This is a genomic window from Bifidobacterium sp. (assembly GCF_022647885.1).
Lineage (GTDB): Bacteria > Actinomycetota > Actinomycetes > Actinomycetales > Bifidobacteriaceae > Bombiscardovia.
In genome coordinates this window covers 2245640-2269751 of record NZ_JALCLM010000001.1, presented here as the reverse complement: position 1 = coordinate 2269751, position 24112 = coordinate 2245640, and the positions used below count along the sequence as shown (strand labels likewise).

Sequence of the window (24112 nt, the reverse complement as noted above, 5' to 3'; positions counted from 1 at the left end):
GTGATTTCTCACAGGGGAGCTAGGGGAGTCGATGCACGCCTATAGAAGACGACACAATATGGTTGTGGTTGAGCGTTACTTGAAACCGCTGTTGCTTGCCGTATGCACAGCCTTAGGCGCAAGTGCCATCGTCCTTATCTATCCTGCGGCTTCGAAATATTTGTTTCAGACCGAGCTTGCCGACACCCAGTCCCTGTACATCGTTGCGATCAGGTGGATTCTGGCCGCCCCGGTGTGTGCGTTGGTTTTTTCCTGGTGGATCTTCGGCTGGCATAAGGTGAACGACTGCTTGCATCGCAGACGCTTTCTCATAGGTGCATTGATTATCGCGCTATTCGTGATTCTCAACATCAACAATTCATCGCTGGGATACTGGGATGCGATACTTGGGAAGTCTGCGGGCAACGGATTGGTATTCGGTACTCCTCGATCCATCAGAAGTGATGAATTCATCGTCAACACGCCCTTGGCTTTCTCCCAGCGTTATAACAATTACGCCTATTTCTCCACGCTGTTTGGGAATCGGGCCACAGACATGTTCATCATCAAGGACGCTCCTGTCTGGACCGCAGCAGAGATATTCAGACCATTCCACTGGGGCTACCTCTTGTTGGGCAGCGAACGCGGTCTGGCGTTCTACTCCTCTGCGCGGCTTGTCGTGCTATTCCTAGTCTCTTATCAGTTCTTTCTTCTGATCACAAAGTCTGGCGGGCAACAGAACGAACTTGGAGAATCGCAATCTGTTCAGGAGCATAGAGGGCTGTCGCTCATAGGTGCGGCGTTGGTGGCATGCGCCCCTATTGTTCAGTGGTGGTATGCGGTTAACGGCTTGGTTGAAATGATCATCGCCGCTTTCCTTTCAGTGCTGCTGTTCTCGCTGTATCTGCGGACCCACCAGGAGTGGAAACGCTTCGCATTGGGTTTGGGCATCATGTTGTGCGCAGGCATGTTCATACTCACTCTTTATCCGGCCTGGCAGATCCCGCTGATCTTTATTCTTCTGATATTGGTGGTCTGGCTCATCGTCACCCATTGGGGGACGACCGTCATGAGACCGTGGGATTGGGCGAGTGTCGTAGTGACAGTGCTTATCTTCTCAGCTCTGATGCTGACTGTGCTGCGTTCATCCTTGCCGACCATTCAGGCAACGATGAATACCGTATACCCGGGAAGCCGTGAATCGAATGGAGGTGGCGGTCAGCTGTCCTGGCTGTTTTCCACCATGTCCGGTTTGGCCTTCCCCTTCAGAGAGTTTGTCGCGACAGCCCATGCCTCCGGTGGGAATTCGACCGAGGCATCGTCATTTGTCACGTTCTTCCCTCTTGGCATCGTGCTTGCAGGTATCAATCTGGTGAAAGGTAAGGGCAAAGACATACTGGCAATGCTCTTGCTGGTGATCATCGCCTTCCTCGGACTCTATATATTCATAGGCTTTCCGCCATCAATCGCAGCCGTCACGGGCATGTCCCACACCACGGTTCGCCGTGCTCTGGTCATGTTCGAGCTGGCCAACGTGATACTCCTGATTCGCGCGGTTTCTCATATGGAATTCGGCGCACGCGACTATGTGCTGTATGGGCTGGTCACGGTCATATGTCTATTGCAGGCCTTTGGGGCTTTCTTCGCGTACAAGGCCTATCTGGGATACATCTCCCTTGCGGTGCTGGTCGTCTTCTCGCTCGTCACGGCAGGCGCGCTGATCACGAGGTTCAAAGTACTTGCACGGATATGCACACTGTTCTCAGTCGCATTACTGGTGCTGTCGGGAATATCGGTCAATCCTATTCAGTATTCGGCAAGTCCCTTGACAGGGCAGCCCGCTATCGAACAGGTTGAATCAATACAGCGAGGCACGCCGGGCCAGTGGATCGTGGTAGGAGGGCAGAGCAGTTTGCTGGCACAGCTGATGGTTGCGAATGGGATTCCAACGAGCAACGCATTATCCGTCACACCAAATATGCAGATGTGGAAGATCCTCGATAAGAACGGTTCCTATGCGCAGGAATACAATCGGTATGCATATATGAACGTGATGCTCGTTGACAGGGCCCTTCAGCAGGATGAAAAAATGCTGACGGTCACCGTTCCCGATCGAATCGATGCCGTGCTGAATCTGGAGCAACTCCACCGGATCGGTGTACGGTACATATTAGCCGCAGGAGATATAGAGCACATCACATATGAGCATTTCAGTGTTCGTAAGATCGGCAGTACCATTTCAGGATTGACGTCTTATGAGATCGTCGAAGGACGATAATACTAATGTGAGAGTCTCTGGATGTGAGGATGGTCTGCTTCTTTCATGGAAAGTCTTAGGATAGGTTGTTGCTATGAGCGGTAAACGAAAAAAAGTAGTGATGATCGTCACGGTTGTGATCGTAGGGCTGTTGCTCGTTGCATTCTTTATTTGGGGCGAACTTTCATGGAGCGCGCACCAATCGGAGATAACGGCGAGCACTCAGGATCAATCGTCGACTTCGCAGAGCACCTCCCAGCAGACGGCAGCATCATCCACAGCTGTTGACACAGGGAAGAGCGTTTTCTCGGATGCCACTGTCGAGGCTTCCTCCGGCGCCAGCAGCAGTCGGGATGTGAATGATCCCGGCGATGGAGTCGCCAGGGATACCACCAGTCAGGCGAAAAGCACCGATTCCCAAGGTCGTGTCGTCGCTGAGGTGCAACTCACCTGGTGGGATGCGGGCGGTACCGGTATTTCGGTGAACGGGGCCGTCAACAATATCGTCGAGAGCGGAGGCACCTGTACGCTTACGGCGGTTAAGAACCCGGTAACCAGGATCGTCATGCATGCGTCGCAGGTCAATGCGACAACGACTGCCTGCGGCGAACTGAGCATACCAAGCAGCCAACTTGGATCGGGCGATTGGGTTATTACCCTTTCCTACAGCTCAAAGACCGCTTATGGTGTTTCATCTCCTCAGACAGTGCATATAAGCTAGACCTACAGGTCTTGAGCTTTTCACTGCTGTATGCAGCGGGGACCGTGTCGGAATCATAGGCGGCATCGAGAGATGCTGAGGGGCTATGGGAGGATCAAGCATTGCCATCACGCCAGTTACGTTCAGTCGGAACGGATATCGCCATAGTCCTGGTCGCCGTGGGGCTGCTGTTGTCTACCTGTCTGGCGATGTCCCAAGAGGCCTCAGCATCGGTAAGCGCTCAGAACTTCAACGCTGGTTACATTATTTCGGACTCGAAATTCTATGATTTCAATGCCATGACGGCCGCTGAAGTCCAGACCTTTCTGAACCAGCAGGTTCCCACATGCCACCCGGAATATGATTCCGCACCATCGACGATTGTCTGTTTGAAGAACTACAAGACAGTTACCTCCACCAAGGCGAAAGACTCGTATTGCCTTGGATACTCGGGTAATCAAACGCAAACGGCCGCTCAGATAATCGATGGTGTCGCACGCAGTTGTGGTGTCAGCCAAGAGGTGCTTATCGTGCTGCTGCAAAAAGAAAATGGGCTCGTTACGCATACGTGGCCAAGCCCATGGCGGTATAAAACCGCAATGGGATTCGGATGCCCGGATACGGCAGCATGCGACAGCCAGTACTATGGCTTCTTCAATCAGGTATACAACGCTGCACGGCAGTATAAGTTGTACAAAGCGAATCCCTCCAGTTACCAGTACAGGGTCGGTACGAACTCCATCTATTGGAATCCGAAAGTCTCATGTGGAAGCTCGACGGTGGTGATCAAGAACCAAGCGACTGCAGGTCTGTATAACTACACTCCATACAGACCTAATCAGGCCGCACTCAGTGCTGGATATGGTGAGGGAAACAGCTGTTCGTCTTATGGAAATAGGAACTTCTTCCTGTACTACGGCAACTGGTTCGGAGACCCCACGGCAGAAGCCGGACCCATTCTGCCGAATCTGACATTGGTGAACCTGCGCAACGGGCGATATTACGTCAATTCCGCATTGGCTTACACGTCCAGCCTGGATGTTCCTGGCGCGAGCAAAACTAACGGTACCAAGATCCAGCTATACAGCGGCAACCAGTCCGTGGCTCAGCAGTTTGATTTCTACCGGCAGTCCGATGGCAGCTATGAAATCGTGAATGCCAACTCAGGCATGGTGCTCGACGTTCCGGGGGCTTCGACGACGGCGGGAACCGCTATTCGGCAATACACCAGAAATGGTTCGAAGGCTCAGCACTGGTTCATCAGGCAGGCGTCCGGGGGTGCATACTATCTTCAATCCGCACTTGGCAATCTGGCGTTGAGCCTGAACAATTCATCTTCAGCGAATGGGACGGCATTGAACATCGATACTCCCTCCGGCTCGTCTACCCAACAATTCGCCCTTGCATCAGTAGCTTCACTGCCTGTGAATGTTCCCACACAGATAGCCACCGCCTTGAACAAGGACCTCGTCGTTGATATAGCCGGTGCTTCAACCAGCAATGGGGCGGCGATCCGTCTGTACGCCAAGAACGGAACTGCGGCACAACGTTTCCAATTCAGCCAGATCGCGAACGGTGTCTACGAAATCATGAATGTCAACTCACGGAAGATGGTTGAAATTCCGGGAGGTGCCACGGTGAACGGCACGGCATTGCAACAATACCAATCAAATGCTACGCAGGCTCAGCGTTGGTTGCTGCGTGTTGCGGGCAACGGCATGTTGTCCTTCTATAACCTGAATTCAGGGAAGTTCATAGAGATATCATCCGGTATCGCAACATCTTCCAAAGCGCTCACCATCTACACAGGGAACGGTTCTTCTGCTCAGCAGTGGTCCGTTGAGAAGTCCGCCGTTCAACCAACCGCTTCGCCACAGCCTTCATCAAGTTCTTCCTCACAGCAGAGCGACGTCATCTCCGACGGTGTCTATTCCATCGCTACGTCCAATGAGAACAACGCTGTGGTGGAGATTGCCGGGGGAAACCAGCAGAACGGCGTAAGAACAAGTTTGTACCAGACGAACGGGAGCAAGGCCCAGCAATGGAGGATCGTCAATAAAGGCCAAGGATATGTCAGTATTCAGAACGTGAATTCGAGTAAGATGCTCGACGTGGCAGGTGCACAGATTTTCCAAGGTGCCGTTGTAGATCAGTATGCCGCTAACGGGTCCAAGGCACAGCTTTGGAAAGTGACAAAAAAATCAGACGGCACGATGACCATCAAGTCTGCTGTGAATGAATCGTATGTGTTGGATGCGCATGCGGGGCAAACTTCCAATGGGACGCTTGTCGCCCTGTATGCTTCGAACGGTACCAAAGCACAACAATGGGTATTGACGAAACAATGAGAGATCGCGTTGCCTGTAGTGCCGGTTTCGATGTGTCCAGCTAGCTGGAGGAAGCAGTGATATGAATTGCACGATCAGTTTTGTTATGCCGGTGTACAACGCTGAGGCGGTGTTGTCAGCCACTCTCGACAGCATCGTCAGACAGGATGACGGTAGCTTTGAAATCATCTGCGTCGATGATGGCTCCACCGATGACAGTGGTGACATACTGCATCACTACGCTTCGGAGCATCCCTTCATCCATGTGATTTCGCAGAACAATCAGGGCATCACTGCGGCTCGCAATGCAGCACTGCCGCATGCAAGGGGAACGTGGATTTGTTTTATCGATAATGATGATATTCTTGCCGCGCAAGCCGTCAGGACGATTCATGAATACGCCGATGAGAGCTGCGATATCGTGTATTTCGATTATGAGCGCTTCTCAGATAATGCACCGAATCAGGAGGGCAATGAGGTCAGGGATTCTGAGGTCCTTCACGCCAACGATATCCTTAAACTGCAATCCGACTGCATCAACCGATTCCGTGATAACCATCCACTGATACCCCACTCGGTATTGCCGACTCCATGGGCGAAGGTGTACAGACGCGAGTTTTTGCAGCGATACGGACTTACCTTCCGCAATGAGGTCACCCATGAAGAAGATGTGGTGTTCAACTTTGAGGTCCTTGCGCATGTCCGCAAGGCCATGAGGATCGCTTACACCCTGTATTACTACCGCTGGTCGGTCAAATCAGAGAGTCATCGCTACCGTCCGCAGATCAGTGAGAATGTGGAGCACACGCTTAATGCGTATGAGGATATCATCGGGCGGCTCTATCCCGATCGGAAGGATATCGCCGAGCTCTATCAATACCGAGTGCTGTGGGAGTTGTTGTACTGCGTGTATCTCGGCCCGATGCATATACACAATCCGCGTTCGTATCGTCAAAGGAGAGCGGATTTCCAAGAGCTATTGAGACGGGAACGATTCAAAAGCGCTCTACGAAATGTTTCGACCTTCCGGTTTGAGCCACTACAATCAGTGCTCTCGACACTGATCAAGATGCGTCAGTTTTGGCTGCTGAACATCATTGGCAAGGTAGTCTACAACATTCGATAACCAGACGTTTGGGGGCGTGCGCTTGAAACGAGGGCTCGTACTGAATCTCATCAGTAACGTACTGTTCTTTTTGTGCGGTTACGTGGTGCACTTCTTCCTGGGAAACACACTCCCTGCGGCGGAGTATGGAGTTGTCGGGACCATCATGACGGTTCTGGACTTTGAATACATGTTTTTGTCGAATGGTGCCAGACAATCAATAGCCAAGGAAATATCGTTGCAACGATTTGATATCCGAGACATCATCATGAAGAGTCTTGGATTCCAGATGATGGTGATTGCGGTGTTTTTCATCATCAACTTCGTGGGCGCACCGCTATTCGGCCATGTGCTCAACGACTCTTCTCTGGATTTCTATTTCAAAGTCGCAGCTTTCCTGATACCTGCAAATGGTCTTTTTGTGCTGCTGTTGGGGATCAATGATGGATTGCACAGATTCAGTACCGGTGCAATCATAAATACCGTCTATCCCATTGCGAAACTCTGTGTCATACCGTTGATAATTTTCTGGTTTCAGCATGATCCTGTGCTTGGAATGGAAATCGGCTATCTAGCGGCACTGGTGGTATCGATTGTCTTGGGTCTGGTGTTGCTGATTCCAGCCAGAGATCGTCTGCGCGAACGGCGCAGCGAGAAGATTGCTTTCTCCAGCGTGTGCAAAAATACATTGAGTTTCTCCTTCTTTTTTATCATGGTCTCGTTGGTGCTGAGCATCGATACACTCGTGGTCAAATCGGTGGTCGAACCAGCCTCAATGGCGGGTTTTTACACAGGAGCGGTGAATCTCGGAAAGATACCGTACTATTTGGTTTCCGCATTCTGCACGATTATTCTCCCGGTGGTGGCTAAAAGCGTGGGGGCCGGTGATCGGGACGGTGCGCTCTACAGGGTCAAGGAATTCATAACACTGATCGCCACATTCATTCTGCCGATTCCTGTGCTGATATCGGCTTCGAGCAGGCCATTGCTGCAGGCCTTTTATCATGAAGAGTACGGCATCGCTGGAACGGCGTTGGCATGTTTGGCATTTTCAAGTTTCTTCATGGGTATGACGGTGCTGCTCAACATGGTGTTCTCGTCGTTTTCATCCGGCCATTTTTCCGATCTGCTATCGGTCGCTTCGCTGGTCGTCGTCATCCCGCTGTTCATAGTCTCGGCGAAATTCGGCGGTATCTCAGCCATCGCGATCGCAAGCGTGGCGAGTACTTTCGTGACGATGGGCATCTCATATTTCACGGTCATTTCGCGAACGGGGAATATCATCACCAGAAAAGCCTGGATAACCATCAGCGCAAATGCAATCCTGTGGGTTCTACTCAAAATCTTCTTCACGGTCTTCCATATTCACGGTCTGTTCTTGACAGCTGGAGTGTACGCCATCGTGTATCTCTGCTATTTGGGGATTCTGTTCGCATGCCATGTATTGGTAATTCCGAATACGCTCTTTCATGCTAGGAAGGCATCGTGAAGAATATTGCCAGCCATACGCAAATCGAGCGTTCAAATGCTGGCTCGCCTGTGGTGAGCATCATAGTACCGGTCTACAACTCGAAGAGATATCTTCGCTTCTGCGTGGATTCCTTGATTGGGCAGAGTTACCGGGAACTTCAGATCATTCTCGTCGACGATGGATCGACCGATGGCTCCGAAGCTATCTGTGACGAATACGCGAAACAGGATAATCGCGTTGTCGTCATTCATCAGAGTAACGCAGGTATCGCCGCAGCTCAGAACGCCGGGTTGGATGCCTGCAATGGAGAATTCATCGCCTTCTGCGACAACGATGATCTGATGCATCGGCAGAACATTGAACATCTGCTTGATGCCATACAACGCAGCAAAGCTGATATGTCCAAGGGCAGGTGGAAGCAGATCGGTGTATCGCAGATACCGGCCACAATAGAGGAATCCCAGCAGCACATAGCCGAGGGTGCTTGTACATTAATCGAAGATCCACTCGTCGCATACGAAAGCGTATTCTGCAAGACTTTGCGTGTGTTGGGGGGTAAGGGCACGGAGGCCCGATACTTCAACGAGGCGAACTGGTGCCGTTTATACCGGCGAGCAGTATGGCAGGGTCTGCGGTTCACTCCAGGACATTATGCCCAGGATATTCGTATGGCAGGTCCTTTGTACTCCAGAATGCGAAGTGTGGTCGACGTTGATAGTGTCCTGTACTTTTGGCTCCAGGAGCCGGATTCGGTGACGCATTCGAAACGGAATATGGAATTCTGGCATGACAATGTGGTTGCAGCAGCCGCCAATTTCGAATTTTGTCTAAGGATGAAGATCACTCCGTACAGGAACTATTTTGGTTTGACGAGCAGTGTTCGAGATGAAATCAGGAAAGTCAGACGCGTATCCGCAAAATCAGAAGCATTTGAGCGGCAGTCCTCCTTGTTGAACAGTGACCTGCTGCTGCAGCGTTCCCTGCTGGCCCGGATCCCCGCGCATAAGAAGTGCTTGTGCTGGGGGATGTCGGTGCTTAGGCGTGCCGAGAACATCCTCTACGATCTGGTGGTGCATAGCAAGCATTGAGGCAATGGCGCTGTCTCAATGCTCACGCGACGGGGTCACTGTACGAAGTACAGAATGCTATCGGCATTGTAAAGAACCGAATAGATGAAGCCGTCGAACACCAGTAACACGATGAAGCAACTCACCAGGAATACACCTGCCTCGCTTAGAATCAGCTTCTCCTTCGACGGGTTCCTTGGGCTCTGTCCGCGTGTCTCATCCAACGATCCGTCCAAAGCCAATCGCTTCTCGCGAGTTGTTTTGACAATGAAGGTCCGACAAATGATCCACATTATCGCTAATGCAAATATCGAGATGGCACATAGGTAGTAGCGGCTGGAATACCCTCCGAATCTTCCCGCATTCAGTACGCTGCTGTATACGCTTCTGACCTGCACGACAAAAGCGGAGAGCACACCTACAAGGCCGCAGAGTATGAATCCCTTGGATCTGCTCCTGCTTCTGACAACGAAGAGGATGAACGGCAGTAGGAGGATCAGCACCACCCCCAAACGGTCAATGCTGTACAGTGGGCTCTCCATATTTCGTGGTACAGCTGTTCCTCCGGCCAAATTGAACCATGTATTCATGAAATTTTTCACATAGCTGGTAACAAAATCCCAAATACCCATTTGATCTCGTTCGAGTATAGGTGTGTACGCAGTGGAGCGAATGTATTCCTTGTAGGCCAAGGAGGAGGATCCTGGTTGAATGGTATGGAATCGTCGCCAGATGCTGAAGAAATATGCGACAGGGATCAGATATAACGGGAGGGTCGTCAGGAAGGAAGGGCGGATAAAAGGTTTGACGCTGCGTTCTTTCCATAAGGTGTATGCAACAACGAGTACGGCAGAAACGCCAACGATCACACCGGCAGTCAATTTTGTAAGAAGGCTGCCGCCAACGCCCAAGGCAATCAGCACATAGGTAAGGAAGTTGTATCGTCTCTCGTAGAAGCGAACGATTCCGAATACGAAGATCGAGACGGTCAGGAGAGCGAGTGTGTCATTGCTGATGCCTGACATCACATAGATCATATTTGGTGGACTGATAATCAGCAGACCGAATAGGAGTTGGAGGAGTGGGATCTTAGGGAGCCGCGTGAAACCAATATAAAAAATCAAAGTGATGCCGAGTAGCCCTATACACAGTGATTTCAAACGGAGTGTATTTAAATCGAAATGCACTACGCCATTGTTCTCGGAAAAACTACCGATGATCTTCATAATTTGGTAGTACAGCGGCGGATGTCCCAAATAGTTGAAGCCTTCGGACTGTGACAGGGTGATTGTTCCGGAATCCCCGTTCACGCCGTATACACGCATTTGTGAGAAGTCAGGTATCAGGGCGGAACTGTGCTTGAGGTAGGCAATATACGAGATATGCGCCAGCTCGTCCGGGAAACCCCCGACATATCTGATGAAGACTTTGAACTGGGCAAAACAGTAAACCAGCAAGGCTGAATAATTTACCAGGATGAGTGGAACTCGCGCCTTTTTCCACCGTGGTCGGAGACTGAGTAGGTTAATGATCAGCAGGGAACCGAAAATCAAGATTATATACAGTATGGCATGTTGGTATTCGAACCCTTGATATCCCGGAATCACGTTGAGAACTATGTTGCCGGTTCTTGCAAGCCCTGTTGTTTGCGCACCGGTGCTGAAGTCCGATCGGTTGGTATCCGGATACCCTTGGAAATGCAGGGCGGTCTGAGAAGACGTGGCTGTTTTCTCAATCGTTATGGATAGGGGTGCCCCTGTGTACGGCACAGTGATGGGAATGGTGAGCTGAGTAAGATCATCATTCAGCATCGAGGGGGAGGCAAGTCCTTTGAAAAGTGTCGTGCCATCGTTGATTTGGGCGATGGTGATGATGTACTGGTCGGTGAAGGTCTCGGAATCGTTGTATACGTCGTGGTATTGGGAATTGCCGGTATCGAAGCGGTTGATATCAGGGTCCAATGAGACCGGAAGTGTCACTTTGTTGATGTCATCCGTCGGTGTGATCTTCTGCTGGATCGTGAATGCTTCATTTTGGTCGATCTCAAAAGCCGCACTTGTGGACACCTGGGATTGACGTGTAAGGGGTTGTTTTATAAAAAGAACATTCGCGCAGAACCCTACGATAACCAGTGCGATGACGGTAGAGGCAAGAAAATACTTGCGTGGCATGCTTCTTAAACAAGTGAGTCTCAGTAGGAGGACCAGATAGAGTAACACCAAGGCGGCCAGCAGAATCAATTTCATTTCGGAACGGAGGCGAGCTTCATTCTGAATCTGTTTGAGCTGAGTGGTGCTCAGAGTGTACGTTGTGTATCCGGAAGCAGTCTGAGAGCTGAGCTGATTCTCATCAATCGTAGTGACTGTGTACAGTGTACGGTCATTGAGCCTCACTTGAGTTTCGAATTTCCGTATGGTGGTGCTTCCACTGTGCACACGAATCTGTAACGAGTCTGAGTCCAGATTCAACGGGTCCACTCGGATCAATGCTTCTGCGTCCGGGTTGAACGTAACGGCAGCCTGTTGGGTGGATGATCCTTTATATCCTGGATTTTGATCAAAAATGAAAGTCACTTCGTCGCCCACCGAGGCATTGGGGGATAACGAGAGGCTGTAGAAAAGATTCATAGGTGCTGGTTGATATATCATCAGTAAGCCCAGGAGCAGCGCAAAGCATATATGCAATGTCAGCAGTATGTGCGCTTTCACAAACGTCAAGCCAGTACTCAAAGGCAGTTTCATGATGCTCTTCCATCCGGGGATTCCTATTCTGCACCCCACAGTCTACAGGTAGGCTTTGGCAGCATCGAACTCTACTATGACTGTGATTTCTGCTATTCTCTTGCACATTGATGTTTTGGGGGAGACACCAGTATCAGCTTGATGTAAAGTGATTCGACTCAGCTTCACTGAGCCGCTGGACTTAACAGGTTCAGAGAGTGGTTTTGTCAAGGCTTATTCGAAGGGACTGTGTGGATTGCGCATCGGGAGAATAGATACCAGCACGGATAATTCGGCTGTTACACGTGGCGTTGGGACATTCCTGTGCATATGCTGCATTGGTGCCCTGACGGGCTTCCGATTGATGATGAGCCTCACCTTGCATATGTGGTATGCACCGAGTCAGGTGGTTGATGATCGCCTGCTCATGAGTCAGGCTCTCACGGAATACTACGCAAACGATAATAGTAATACCCTGGCAAAGAACCAAGGTTATGGGTATTGGATCCGTTTTTTCTCTAAACTCGGCATGAATGCGGACGTGGCTCAGTTTTGTATGTGGCTGGTTGCATCCATAATCGTCGGTTTCGCGATTTGGAGGCTATTCGGAAACAAGATTTTCGCATTGTTCGCATACGTGTTCGTGCTGTGGAACCCGATTGCCTTCGACGTTTGGCTCGGAACGAGACTGTATCGGAACTCTTTGTTTCCGCCACTCATATTTATCGTTTTGGGATTGATGGTGCTCTGGTTAACGTTTCTTACCCCTCTTGAAACACGGCGAATCACTGACCTCGCATCTCCCCGCCACGCTGGCAGCTCGGCCATTCACCAAAGCTTAGAACGCAGATCCGCATGGAGCGTGCTCATCTACATGGCGATTGGGATTGCATTGGGATTGTTTTCCGCAGAACTCTTCCTGCTCAAAGAGGACTCGCTCTGGTTGGTACCGATTTTTCTATTCGTCATACTATACAAATATTTTCTGCTGTTCCGTCGGCATATGGAGATGGGACTGCGCATGATATTGGTCATCGTATCGGTTTTGCCCATCGGTGTATTCGCCTCCGGTGTGTCCATCAACTCATCAGTCAATGAGCGGCACTTTGGTGTAGCGCTGTTGAATACGCGCACACAGGGAGAACTGGCGGGCTTTGTGAACCGGATCTACAAGATCGACGATGCTCATCAAACGACAACAATCTGGGCTCCTGAATCTTCACTGGCGAAGGCCGTGAGTTGTTCGCCGACCTTACAAGCCCACCCCGATTTGGTTGAGGCGCTCTGGCATAAAGGATTCACAGCGCCCGATATCGCCCAACGTCCCCTCAAAGGTGACTTCCTAACGTGGCAGATTCGTATCGCTATTGACCAATCCGTTGGTTGGAGCGATGAGCATACCGTCCAGAAGCTTTTTACGAATGTGAATCGAGATCTGGATAGGGCGTTTGCAGAAGGAAGACTTGCAACAACAGATAAATATTTCCTATTTCCCAGTATGGGGCCCCGGTATCCACATGAGATACAGGCCCTGATCAGACCCACTCTCAAGGTTTTTTCGTGGAACTTCTATCCAAGGTCCGTCTATAAAGTCAGTGATGGTACCAATAGTCCAGAACTGACGCAGGAGAATATCCGTGGCCTTGAGAAAATTCATGTGGATATCAATGATCCCAATCCGCAGAGATTCCCCTTCTTCAGTTTCGGTGATGCCCAGGGCGTCGCCACCTTTGTGCGCCGTCTATATGTTGTTCTTAACGTCGTTCTTCTTGCATTATTCGCGGGTGCCTGCTTGTTGTCCTTGATCCGAGTGATTACCAGAAAGAAATCGCATATCTGTTATCTGGTGTTGGGGTTGATGCTGGTCATGTATGCAATGGTGTATTGCTTCTCGATCGTGTGGTTCACCCAGTTCATCAATAATGACCATGTGACTTTCTTCTATGCGACGGGTTCCACGATTCCTTTGGTCACTATCGGTCTCTTCCTGGCGATTGGAAGTCTGTTGAAGAATCTGCGAACAGGAGCTGAGGAGAGGAGTCTTAGCGATACTCGTCGACCGTCTTGAACGATTCTCCTCTTCAAACGCTAGGATAGGGTCTATGACTGAAGCATTCTCACCGAAGAATATTATCGTGACTGGCGGCGCTGGTTTCATCGGATCGAATTTCGTGCATTATGTGGTGGATCATCACCCTGAAACGCATGTGACTGTTCTGGATGCGCTCACCTATGCCGGCAACCTTGACAACCTCAAGGGTATTCCCGAAGACCGGCTGACATTTGTGCACGGCAATATATGTGATGCCGAACTGTTGGATGAGCTGGTCCCCGGACACGATGCGATAATCCATTATGCCGCTGAATCGCATAACGACAATTCGATCGCTGACCCCGAACCATTCCTCCGCACCAACGTCGAGGGCACGTTCTGTCTGTTGGAGGCGGTACGGAAATACGGGATCCGATACCATCACATCAGCACCGATGAGGTCTATGGCGACCTGGCTTTGGATGATCCGGCCCGGTTCACCGAGGATACGTCCTATCACCCATCGAGCCCCTACTCATCGACCAAGGCGGCCTCCGATTTGCTGGTGCGGGCTTGGACACGAACCTATGGCCTGCAAACCACACTGTCGAACTGCAGCAATAACTATGGCCCTTACCAGCATGTGGAGAAGTTCATCCCACGTCAGATCACCAATATCCTTTCCGGGATCCGTCCCAAGCTGTATGGGGATGGTCTGAACGTCCGCGACTGGATCCACACGGATGATCACTCTTCGGCGGTTTGGACGATTCTGACCAAGGGGCGCATCGGCGAGACCTATCTGATCGGTGCCGATGGTGAGAAGAACAACATCGATGTACTCAAATTGATTCTTACGCATATGGGCCAGGACGAGGATGCATTTGACCATGTGAAGGATCGTCCCGGACATGACAGGCGTTACGCCATAGACTCCACCAAGTTGCGTCGCGAACTCGGCTGGCAGCCGGAACATACCAATTTCCAATCAGGTCTCGATAAGACGATCGCGTGGTACACACAGCACCAGGAATGGTGGGAGCAGACCAAAGCCGCCACAGAGGCAAGATACAAGTCCCAGGGGCAATGAGCGGTGGATGCGGGCGGATTAGCCGCACCCTGCCGTGTCCGTTCCGGCGCTTCCCGTGGGCTTCAGAGCGGTCGCTTGTCTGATAAGCAATAAGAACGATGGTGTGTATGTTGGTGAAAGGGAATTCATGGAATTCGAAAAAGAGTTGAAGGTCACAGAAACGAACATCCCGGGCTTGCTGGTGTTCGAGCTTCCTGTGCATGGTGATAACCGCGGTTGGTTCAAGGAGAATTGGCAGCGCGAGAAACTGACGGCTCTCGGTCTTCCTGATTTCGGTCCCGTTCAGAACAACATCAGTTTCAACACCAAGCGTGGCGTCACACGCGGCATCCATGCGGAGCCTTGGGATAAGTACATCTCAATCGCCACCGGGGAGATCTTCGGGGCCTGGGTCGACCTGCGGCCCGGCAGAACATTCGGTGAGGTATTCACCACTAGGCTTGACCCCTCCCGCGCGATATTCGTCCCCCGAGGTGTGGGAAACAGCTTCCAGACACTGGTCGATGGAACCGCATACACCTATCTGGTCAACGCGCATTGGAGTCTTGAACAGAAGAAGACCTACACCTTCGTGAATCTTTCCGATCCCGAACTCAATATCCAGTGGCCGATTCCGCTGGAAGAGGCCGAGCGCAGCGAAGCCGACCTGCATCATCCGATGCTCAAGGATGCCAAGCCGATGGGGCCGCGACGCACCTTGGTGACGGGATCGAACGGCCAACTGGGCCATGCGATTCGCGCCTACGCGCAGGAACATCATCTCGAGGGATTCGAATACACGGATATCGACACCTTCGATTTCTCTGATCCGAAGGCATACGACCGTTTCGACTGGGCCTTGTACGGCACGATCATCAATGCCGGAGCCTATACTGCGGTGGATAAGGCGGAGACACCGGGGGGTCGTGCGGTGGCCTGGAAGGCCAATGCGCAAGGTCCGGCCTTGCTGGCCAAGGTGGCTCAGGAGCACAAGATAACCTTGGTGCATATTTCGAGTGACTATGTCTTCGACGGCACGCGTGAGGAGCACACTGAAACGGAGCCCTTTGCACCCGAGAGCGTGTACGGGCAGTCCAAGACCGCGGGCGACATCGCGGTGGCCAATGTGCCACGCCACTATATCGTGCGTTCCAGTTGGGTGATCGGCGAAGGCCATAACTTCGTGAAGACGATGATTATGCTGGCTAAAAAAGTCACCGAGGATGACGGTTCGATAACCGTGGTCGATGATCAGCATGGACGTCTCACCTTCACCAGAGATATGGCGGAGGCGATATTCCACCTTCTGGATAGCCAAGCAGCCTATGGAAGCTACAATCTCACCGGATCGGGCCGAATTGCATCATGGCATGAGATCGCGCAGGAGGTGTTCTCCCTTACCGGTGCGGATAAGGACCGGGTCAAGCCGGTGAGCACCGAGGAATATATGAGGAATGCCTCCGGTCCAGTCGCACCGCGCCCTGTTCACAGTGCCTTGGACCTGCACAAGATCGCTTCGAGCGGTTATGCTCCTGCAGACTGGGAGCGGTCGCTCTCGGCATATGTTGAAGGGGAGCTGAACAATTCCTGACCTTTATTCGACCGCTTTGCCTGGAACGCAACGTCCAACTGATGCTGTGATTCATCGCAAGGGTGATCTGCGAAATGAGTACAAGAAGTCTTGGATACTGCTGCTATGTTTTGCAATGCTGTGCATCATCCAGGCTTCATGGTTTCTCATCAGGACGGGACCACTTACCATCCCGGATCCGGATATGCATGCGACCGCTGCATACGCTCTCGCCACCGGTCAATCACTGAATGCCACTCGGACAGAGCTGGATGATTTCGGTAATCCGGGCAAGGTCCAAACCATAAGGGGCGAATCCGGGTATCTTTACCTTGAAGGGAGGAAGGGCGTTCTTGTAGACAATGCCCTCTTATTGTCATTGAGCGGGGACCCGTACAGGACGCAACAGCGTGCAAGCGGCGCAGATGGCACAAAGATCGTCAGCGTCCCCAGTGAACAGCATCCCAATAGATCAAACCAGTATTTCCCTCTGCTCTATGCTCCGCAGGCCGTGGGGATCCGCGTCGGTCTATGGCTTAATACTTCGCCGTATACTGGATGGCAGTTGTCGCGGATCGGCAATCTCATGTCTTTTGTCGTGCTCTGGGGATTCGCGATTCTCTTGATTCCGCGCGGCAAGTTGTTTCTTACACTGATCGGCAGTCTTCCAACAACGGTTTTCCTCGCGTCGAGTCTTATGGTTGATGCCATGGTCTGTGCTCTATGTGCATGTTTCGTCGCATTATTGGCAAGATGCGCCCATAGGCATCGTCCTCTGACGTACGCGCAGATGGCCTGGATCATCATGCTCAGTTGGCTTGTCCTGTGCTCGAAGATTGTATATGCACCGATGCTGCTGGTAACCCTGATAATGCCTCGGTCGGTTCTATCAGGCAAGCGCAAGCTGGCGATCGTCGCTGCATGGGGAGCAGGGGCGCTGCTAATCTTTGTTCCTTGGTATCTGCGTTTCAGTGGAACATTGGCACTTACGAACGTCGCCGATAATATTAGCTTTATCCGCACACACTTGGGAATTACCATGTCTGCGGTTTTCAGGACCTTTCGGCATTTGCCGGTAAGTCTCTCCCAAAGTGCGAGCATCGAACTGTTCCTCGTGTTCAATGTGTGGCTACTCACGATGCTGACGGTCGTAGTGAGAGAACATGACTCCATCTCAAGGGGATACTGGATCGGTCGGAATAGGTATCTATTGCTTTCGGTAGGCTCGATAACGGCATCCTTGGTGTGCATGATGCTGTTTCTTGCGATCACGTGGAATGACATGTCGACGCTTGGTACAGCCCACCTGGAAGGTTTCCAAGAGCGCTACCTTATTCCACTGATGCCGGTGGCCGCCTTCGGCCTGATACGGGACAAACCCTCGATAAGGGATTGTGCATGTCACGTGCCTGACCTGATTAAGGACCGGCTCACGATTTGAGTTATCGCTTCCTGTGATCAGCGATAACCGTATCGATGATGCTGCGGTATTGCTTGCCTATCGTGACAAAGTCGAACATCTTGGCACGTTCTGCGGATCTGGAAGAGAATTGTTGCTGCAAGTGCTCGTCGCCAAGAATGGTCCCAATCGCATCATGAAGCTGTGCAACGTCTTTTGCTCTGGTGAGAAAACCGTTTTCACCATCGGCGACCGCTTCGGCGATTCCGGCGATGTCTGAAGCCACAATCGGAGCACCGGACGCCATGGCTTCGAGAATAGCAACAGGAAGACCATCCTTATCTCCGTCGGATGCGATTACCGATGGAGCGACGAAGACATCGCAACTCGCATAGAGCGATTTCAGCTCCTGCTTATTCTTCGGACCAAGGAATGAGTAATCCAGATGGAGTGTATCCGCCAGCTTCTCCAAAGTGCCGCGATCGGGCCCGTCCCCCACGATGAGGAGCTTGGCATTGATTCCCTGCATCGCTTCGAGCAGGTATCGTGCCCCCTTCTTCTCCACTAGCCGGGCGACGAAGAGCACAATCGGTTTGTTGACCTGAGCACGCAGTTCCGCGTCTCGCGAGGAAGGACTGAAGAAGGTCAAATCAACGCCCATCGGGATGACGGCAGTATCTGCAGTATCGGAAAATTGCGTTTGCAATACGGTACGCAAATCCTTGGAGACGACTGTGAGCGCCCCGGCATGGCTGATCACTCGTTGTTTCAGCTGCTTCACAGGGGTGAAGTTCAGTGATGTCACGTCGCCACCAAGTCCGGTGAGGACATATGGTTTGGAGAGGGCAAAAGCCTGCGTGATCCCTTGGGGGATGATCCAATTCACCAGAATGGCATCGCATGATTTCATCTCATGACGCAGTGCGACATATTGCGAAACGAAGAAGAACGGGACCAGCAGCGCTCTGCTCTTCTTCTCCTTGATCCTGGGAACGATCGCTCCAGGATAAGCCAGTGTTTGTAAGGACTTGATCGGAAAATAGGAAAACCGTTTTACGGTGATGCCTTCCATCGTCTCCTGGCTCAAAGCGCCCGGCGCGGCAGGGACAAGCACCGTGACGTCATAGTACTCTTTCAGCTGCATGCAGAGGTCATAAATGAACTTGGGCTCGGTATCGTCCTTCCACCGAGGGAATGTGGAGGCTGTTACCAGAAGACGCTGTTTCACTGTTGCCCATCCTTGAAGTAGTGGTACGTTCGGTCGATACCCTCGTGAAGGGATATGTATGAGTCGAGTGTGGAGATGGCATTCAGTTTCTCGATGTTGAGCACCGAATACGGCACGTCAACCGCACGGGACTGCTCTCTCACCAGATGCAGGGTTTCGGGGATCGCAGTGTCGATGGCTTTGATTACCTGCGCAACGGAGACGCCTTTTCCTGTTCCCACGTTATAGACGTCGTTCTTGTTGCCGTGATCGAGAATGTCAAGCACGGCATGAACCGCATCATCGATGAAAATGAAGTCGCGGACTACTGACCCATCTCCAAAGACATGGATCTCCTTGCCCGAGAGTGCCTGATACACAAGTTTTGTGATGAGGCCTAATGGCCCGAATGGATTCTGTCCCGGGCCGTATGGATTTGACATCCTGACAATTTGATAGTTTGTCTCTGTGCTGTGCGTAATCATTTGGAGTGTCTGCTCAATCATGATTTTTTGCAGGCCGTAGGTGTTGATCGGCGCAGGGATGTCATGCTCGCTGCTATTGACGGCACCATTGTCACCGTATACCGTGCCTCCGCTGGAAAGGAACAGTATATTCTTCACATGCTCCGCGACGGCGCTTTCGAATAATTCCGATGAAGGAATGACATTTGAGGTGATTTCATCCTGGATGCGCTTCTCCGTACCGGGCACAGAGGTGCTGATCAGGTGCACAATCGTATTCGCGCCGCGGAGCAATGAACGGAAGTCGTAGCCTGACGCGAAATTCCCCTGTACATAGGTGATGCCCTGATCGAAGTGGACGTTCTTCGGATCCGCTCTGTCAAAAACGGTGATGTTGACATTGGCGTTGGCCTGCAATGATTCGATGAGATGTTGGCCGATAAAGCCGATACCCCCTAGAATTACGACATTCATCGTGAACAGCCTTTCATTTCTCCCGATCGAAGACAGAGCTCGGTATTAGCTTACGCTGCGTCGAACTCAGCGCTTTGTCAGCCATTGAACCGCTAATTTTGGTCAACCGCGGATTGTGCACTGTACCTCAGTGCGTCGAATTTCTCAGCCGTGTCCTCCTGAGCCCAGGTATCGCGCAATGGCTTGGAATACATGATCTCCTTGGTTCTCTCGAGCTGATCCTCGACGAGTTTGCGTTGTATCCGTTGAACCTCGGAGATGATGAGCAGTGCCAAGGAAATAACGGCACAGATAAGCAGTGCTATGCCCGCCAGCAAGGACTGAATATGTCCTGAACTCTGACCGGCAGACAGAAAATAGAGGAATCGTACGAATGGGAAGAGACCGAGAACGCCGAAAATCAGCGTTCCCCACATGAATATCGTGTGGGCTTTAAACATCAGAAAACTACGTACGATGGCGCCACCAGATTTGGCCATATGCTCAAAAATATTAGTGAACAGGCGAGATTCGCGGGTCTTGGGATTGGTCGTAATCGAGTAGCTCGTAATCGCGATGCGCTTGTTTCCGGCTTGGATGATGGTTTCCATACAGTAGCTAAATTCAGTGACGATGTTGAGTTGGATCAATGCTTTGCGTGAATATGCTCGAAAACCACTTGCTGCATCCGGAATATTGGTGCCTGCCGCTTTATTCACCACCCATGAACCGAACCTTTGCATGAGTTTCTTGAAAGCTGAGAATTCACTGATTTTCGCGGTTTGTCTGTCTCCGACAACAATATCTGCATCATGTCGAAGAATTGGCTGCACTAAATCGCCGATTTTGTCACTCGGATACTGGTTGTCTCCATCGGTATTCACCACGATATCCGCACCGTGTTTCAGGGCATAATCAACGCCGTCGCGGAAGGCTCTTGCTAAGCCCATGGGTCTGGTGTGCTGCACAACGTGTTTCACACCAAGTTGCCTAGCGACCTCTACGGTGTTATCAGAACAACCATCATCAACAATCATCAGTTCAATTTGGTCTATTCCCGGTATCATACGGGGAATCTTTTCCAGAACCGAAGGAAGGGTCCTCTCTTCGTTGAGGCATGGAATTTGTATGAAGAGACGCATGTGTTGCCTGTTTCCCATCCTGATTGACGTTAGGATTGTTCAGTTACCTGATACATAGTAATAGATAATAGATGGTATATGTATGGAAAGAGGTTGTATGAAAGGCATCATTCTTGCCGGTGGTTCGGGCACGAGGCTGTACCCGCTGACTACTGTCACCTCGAAGCAGTTGCTGCCGGTGTATGACAAACCGATGATTTACTATCCGCTTTCTGTGTTGATGATGGCTGGCATCCGTGACATTCTCATTATTTCCACACCGCATGATCTGCCTAACTTCAAAAAACTCCTTGGAACAGGGGAACAGTTCGGAGTGCAGTTCTCTTATGTTGAGCAGCCTTCGCCCGATGGACTCGCGCAGGCGTTCATCCTCGGCGAAGAATTTATTGATGGAGAACCATGCGCGCTGGTGTTGGGGGACAACATCTTTTATGGCAATGGTCTTGGCAATGTGCTTCGCAAGGCTGGATCCTCGGATTGTGGCGCTACCGTATTTGGTTATTACGTCGATGATCCTGAACGCTATGGTGTCGTTGAATTCGATCAGGATAATAAGGTCGTTTCGATTAATGAGAAACCCGAACATCCTGCATCGAACTATGCGATCACGGGTTTATACTTCTACGATTCACGGGTGTCCGAGCTGGCCAAACAAGTCGAGCCATCACCTCGTGGAGAGCTCGAGATCACCGACTTGAATCGTTTGTATCTTGAGGATGGTTCTCTGAACGTCACGACACTGGGTCGTGGCTACGCATGGTTGGATACCGGCACCATGGATAGTCTTTACGAAGCTGGCGAATTCGTACGCACTGTTCAGCGCGCCCAGGGCCTTCCGATTTCCGTGATCGAGGAAATCGCATACGAGAATGGTTGGATCAATAGGGCGCAGCTGTTCGAAGCGGCGCTGAAGTATGGCAAGTCCCCGTACGGCCAGCATCTGCAGCAGGTTGCTGAAAATCGTATTATTTCTCGACCGAATGACTGACCCTGCATATGCCCATTCCTTGGGTATATGCTTGGAGGTCTTGTCCGCTTTGGCGGATGTGAACTGCAAGGAGTCGTAGTTGCGCATTTTTGAGATATTCACGGAAAAAAATCGCGTGTTGCTGAAGGCAATGGTAAGCACGGATTTCAAACTCCGGTACCAGCAATCATTCCTCGGATATATATGGTCCGTGTTGAAACCACTGCTGCTGTTCAGCGTGATGTACATGGTGTTCGTCCGCTTTTTGAAATTCGGTGCAGACGTTCCCCACTTCTCGGTGGGCTTGTTGCTCGGCATCACGATGTGGAACTTTTTCGCTGAAACCACCGCGGGTGCAATGGGATCGGTGGTTTCGCACGGGGATCTGATGAGGAAGATCAACTTTTCGAAGTTCGTCGTGGTTATTTCCTCGGCTCTGAGTGCTCTGATTAATTTCGCGATTAATTTCGTCGTCGTACTCATCTTCGCATTGATTAACGGGGTTCAGATTTCCTGGAGTGCTTTGCTTATCATTCCCCTTACGCTGGAATTGTTCGTCATTTCGCTCGGAGTCGGCTTCTTCCTGGGTGCGCTGTATGTGACGTTCCGCGATCTGTCGCCTATTTGGGAGGTGGTGATGCAGGCTGGCTTCTATGCCACACCAATCATCTACCCGGTCTCCTTGGTAGCGACCAACCTCGGGCCTCACTATGGACCTTTGCTGAGCCGTCTGATCCTGTTGAACCCACTTGCGCAAATCGTGCAGGATGCCAGACACGTTCTTATCGCGCCTGAGAATCCTACGATATGGGAGTCATTCAGTAATCCTCTCATCAGTATGATTCCGGTTTTGCTGTGCATCCTGATCTTCATCGGTGGCGTATCGTACTTTTCTTCGAAATCGAAGAACTTCGCGGAGTTGGTGTGAATATGACGGATATTATGCAGAACAATAAGAGCGTTGTCGATGATGTGGCACTCAGCGTTCGGAATGTTTCAAAAAGCTTTAAGCTCCCCACAGATCGCACGAACAGTCTCAAGGTCTCGATACTGAACTGGATACACGGGATACGTGGATACCGAGTACAGGAAGTTCTGAAGGATATCTCCTTCGATGTGCACAAGGGTGATTTCTTCGGCATCGTCGGCAAGAACGGTTCGGGCAAATCCACCTTGTTAAAAATCGTCTCTCAGATTTATTCCCCGGATTCCGGAAGCGTTGAATCTGATGGGAAGTTGGTCCCCTTCATTGAGCTTGGTGTGGGATTCAATCCGGAGCTCACCGGCAGGGAGAACGTATACCTGAACGGTGCGATGCTCGGTTTCACCAACGACGAGATCGATGCAATGTACGATGACATCGTTGATTTCGCTGAACTGCACGATTTCATGGAGCAGAAACTGAAGAACTATTCCAGCGGCATGCAGGTCAGATTGGCTTTCTCCGTGGCAATCAAATCCCAGGGTGACATTCTGGTGCTCGACGAGGTGCTCGCCGTAGGAGACGAGGCCTTCCAGAAAAAGTGTCAGGATTACTTCTTCGAGGCCAAACGACAGAAGAAGACGATTATCCTGGTGACCCATTCGATGGGTGATGTGCGACGATACTGCAATCGTGCGATGTTCATCCAAGATGGCCATGTGGCTCAGATCGGTGATCCTGATGAAATCGCTGATGCATACTCCAACTCATTTCTTGGAACCGCGCGTTCCGACAACGAACATCCCGAAGGTGCCAGTGAAACTGCGATCAAACTCGACAGCATCAAGGTTCTGGCCGATGGCGAGGAGCAGAAGTATCTCGATAAGTACGAGGATTTCGACATCGAGGTTGTGTTCAGCAATGATCAACCGGTAGAGAGTTCCGCTCTGCGAGTGGATGTTGTGGACGGACGCGGTTGGCTTGCTTTCTCACTACCCGAAAGAGGCACCGCCTCACAGGTCCTACAGCCAGGACAGCATCGCATTGTCTATCGTGTGCAGAACATCTTGGCTTTTGGTGATTTTCACGTTGATGTGGCATTTGACAACGGTGTGAAGCGTTTCATCATCGCTCCCGGGGCATACCAATTCCACATGCGCGGCTATGCGGTGGCAGCAATGCCTCTGACCGTTCCTCCCACGAAGGTAGTGATCGACGGCGTGTGAAAATCGTTACCCATCTCTGTTGAGTACCGTAGATT

At 51.3% G+C, this 24112-nt stretch carries 17 protein-coding genes; 13 read left to right on the top strand and 4 right to left on the bottom strand.

Annotation, left to right across the window (positions count from 1 at the left end):
- Positions 1 to 58: 58 nt before the first annotated feature.
- From LKI20_RS09535 to LKI20_RS09510, 6 genes are all read left to right on the top strand, one after another.
- A complete protein-coding gene (locus tag LKI20_RS09535; RefSeq protein WP_291773142.1) occupies positions 59 to 2257 on the top strand; it encodes a DUF7657 domain-containing protein in 2199 nt (732 codons plus the stop codon).
- A gap of 73 nt (positions 2258 to 2330) precedes the next feature.
- Positions 2331 to 2957, top strand: coding sequence for a hypothetical protein (locus LKI20_RS09530; protein WP_291773140.1), 627 nt, complete (start codon positions 2331 to 2333; stop codon positions 2955 to 2957).
- Between the two features lie 101 nt (positions 2958 to 3058).
- Entirely contained in the window at positions 3059 to 5284 is a 2226-nt protein-coding gene (locus LKI20_RS09525; protein WP_291773138.1) for an RICIN domain-containing protein, read from the top strand.
- A gap of 61 nt (positions 5285 to 5345) precedes the next feature.
- Complete coding sequence (locus tag LKI20_RS09520; RefSeq protein WP_291773136.1) at positions 5346 to 6389, top strand: glycosyltransferase; 1044 nt, start codon at positions 5346 to 5348, stop codon at positions 6387 to 6389.
- 16 nt (positions 6390 to 6405) lie between these two features.
- Complete coding sequence (locus LKI20_RS09515) at positions 6406 to 7857, top strand: oligosaccharide flippase family protein (protein ID WP_291773134.1); 1452 nt, start codon at positions 6406 to 6408, stop codon at positions 7855 to 7857.
- Positions 7854 to 8927 carry a glycosyltransferase family 2 protein gene (locus LKI20_RS09510; protein ID WP_291773132.1) on the top strand — a complete coding sequence of 358 codons (1074 nt, stop codon included), beginning with the start codon at positions 7854 to 7856 and terminating at the stop codon, positions 8925 to 8927. The genes LKI20_RS09515 and LKI20_RS09510 overlap by 4 nt, the downstream gene beginning before the upstream one ends.
- 35 nt (positions 8928 to 8962) lie before the next feature.
- Here the strand turns inward: LKI20_RS09510 and LKI20_RS09505 are convergent, their stop codons facing one another.
- The gene (locus LKI20_RS09505; protein ID WP_291773130.1) at positions 8963 to 11554 is read right to left on the bottom strand and encodes an ArnT family glycosyltransferase; all 2592 of its coding nucleotides are present in this window, start codon (positions 11552 to 11554) and stop codon (positions 8963 to 8965) included.
- Positions 11555 to 11795: 241 nt separating this feature from the next.
- On the opposite strand from LKI20_RS09505, the gene LKI20_RS09500 reads away from it, so the two are divergent.
- From LKI20_RS09500 to LKI20_RS09485, 4 genes are all read left to right on the top strand, one after another.
- Positions 11796 to 13694, top strand: coding sequence for a hypothetical protein (locus tag LKI20_RS09500; protein WP_291773129.1), 1899 nt, complete (start codon positions 11796 to 11798; stop codon positions 13692 to 13694).
- A gap of 34 nt (positions 13695 to 13728) precedes the next feature.
- Positions 13729 to 14748, top strand: a complete 1020-nt coding sequence (rfbB, locus tag LKI20_RS09495; protein ID WP_291773127.1) for a dTDP-glucose 4,6-dehydratase — start codon at positions 13729 to 13731, stop codon at positions 14746 to 14748.
- Between the two features lie 127 nt (positions 14749 to 14875).
- Positions 14876 to 16318 (top strand): sugar nucleotide-binding protein, encoded by a 1443-nt coding sequence (locus tag LKI20_RS09490; protein ID WP_291773125.1) that lies wholly within the window; start codon positions 14876 to 14878, stop codon positions 16316 to 16318.
- Between the two features lie 46 nt (positions 16319 to 16364).
- Positions 16365 to 17738: a DUF2142 domain-containing protein gene (locus LKI20_RS09485; RefSeq protein ID WP_291773123.1), complete on the top strand. Its 1374-nt coding sequence runs from the start codon at positions 16365 to 16367 to the stop codon at positions 17736 to 17738.
- A 1-nt stretch (position 17739) separates the two neighbouring features.
- Here LKI20_RS09485 and LKI20_RS09480 read toward each other — a convergent pair whose 3' ends face one another.
- The 3 genes from LKI20_RS09480 to LKI20_RS09470 form a co-directional block, all read right to left on the bottom strand.
- The gene (locus LKI20_RS09480; RefSeq protein ID WP_291773121.1) at positions 17740 to 18924 is read right to left on the bottom strand and encodes a glycosyltransferase; all 1185 of its coding nucleotides are present in this window, start codon (positions 18922 to 18924) and stop codon (positions 17740 to 17742) included.
- The gene (locus LKI20_RS09475) at positions 18921 to 19841 is read right to left on the bottom strand and encodes an NAD-dependent epimerase/dehydratase family protein (RefSeq protein WP_291773119.1); all 921 of its coding nucleotides are present in this window, start codon (positions 19839 to 19841) and stop codon (positions 18921 to 18923) included. Before LKI20_RS09475 ends, LKI20_RS09480 begins: the two co-directional genes overlap by 4 nt.
- A 92-nt stretch (positions 19842 to 19933) precedes the next feature.
- Positions 19934 to 20962 carry a glycosyltransferase family 2 protein gene (locus LKI20_RS09470; RefSeq protein WP_291773117.1) on the bottom strand — a complete coding sequence of 343 codons (1029 nt, stop codon included), beginning with the start codon at positions 20960 to 20962 and terminating at the stop codon, positions 19934 to 19936.
- 97 nt (positions 20963 to 21059) lie between these two features.
- Between LKI20_RS09470 and rfbA the strand changes: the two genes are divergently transcribed.
- From rfbA to LKI20_RS09455, 3 genes are all read left to right on the top strand, one after another.
- Positions 21060 to 21950 carry a glucose-1-phosphate thymidylyltransferase RfbA gene (rfbA, locus tag LKI20_RS09465; RefSeq protein WP_291773115.1) on the top strand — a complete coding sequence of 297 codons (891 nt, stop codon included), beginning with the start codon at positions 21060 to 21062 and terminating at the stop codon, positions 21948 to 21950.
- A gap of 79 nt (positions 21951 to 22029) precedes the next feature.
- Complete coding sequence (locus LKI20_RS09460; protein WP_033496028.1) at positions 22030 to 22857, top strand: ABC transporter permease; 828 nt, start codon at positions 22030 to 22032, stop codon at positions 22855 to 22857.
- Between the two features lie 2 nt (positions 22858 to 22859).
- Positions 22860 to 24077, top strand: a complete 1218-nt coding sequence (locus LKI20_RS09455; RefSeq protein ID WP_291773109.1) for an ABC transporter ATP-binding protein — start codon at positions 22860 to 22862, stop codon at positions 24075 to 24077.
- Positions 24078 to 24112 lie beyond the last annotated feature (35 nt).